This is a genomic window from Mesorhizobium sp. M0587 (assembly GCF_040320945.1).
Lineage (GTDB): Bacteria > Pseudomonadota > Alphaproteobacteria > Rhizobiales > Rhizobiaceae > Mesorhizobium.
Genome location: NZ_JAMYQP010000110.1, coordinates 1 through 779, shown reverse-complemented (window position 1 = coordinate 779; position 779 = coordinate 1). Strand labels below are relative to the sequence as shown.

The 779-nt window shown below is 64.4% G+C and carries 1 protein-coding gene; it reads left to right on the top strand.

Annotated elements, in window-relative coordinates; genetic code table 11:
• A partial coding sequence (locus NKI49_RS33235; protein WP_352695948.1) for a transposase occupies window positions 1-756 on the top strand: 756 nt, incomplete at its 5' end.
• Window positions 757-779 lie beyond the last annotated feature (23 nt).

Below are 779 nucleotides of genomic sequence, written 5' to 3'. Positions count from 1 at the left end.
CTGATCAAGCACCAGCGCTATGCCCACGCCAAGCAGTTCAAGCGGGCCAACAAGGCGCTGCGCAGGCTCAAGACCTATCTCGGCCGGACCATTCGCGACATCGGTCGCCAGATTGCCGGCGATGCAGCGCTGGACGCGCTCTTCAAATGGCCGCTCTACCAGGCCTCCACCCTTCTCGAGTATCGTCAGCGCCAGCGCGGCCGCAAGATCTGGAGCCTGCATGCGCCGGAGGTCGAGTGCATCGGCAAGGGCAAGGCCCATGCCCCTTACGAGTTCGGGGTGAAGGTGTCGGTGGCCACCACGCTGAAGCGCTCCAAGGGTGGCCAGTTCGCTCTGCATGCAAAAGCGCTGCCCGGCAATCCCTATGACGGCCATACACTTCAAAGCGTCATCCCCGCCATGGAAAAGACCATCGGCAACGAGATCGGCCGCATCCTTGCCGACGCCGGCTATCGCGGCCACAACGCACCGCAAAGCCACAGCTTCAGGGTCTTCACCGCTGGCCAGAAGCGCCGCGTCACCCCGGCCATCAAGCGCCAGATGCGCCGCCGCGCCGCGATCGAGCCCGTCATCGGCCACATCAAGGCCGAGCATCGGATGGGCCGCAACTACCTCGCCGGCAAGCACGGCGACGCCGTCAACGCCATCCTGGCCGCTGCCGGCTACAACTTCTCCCTCCTGCTCAGGTGGCTGAAGGGTTTTTTGTCCCTCTTGATCGCTCTCTTCCAACTCCGGCCCAAGCCGGTCGCCGCTTAGAGCCCGGATTGTTCACGGTCGAC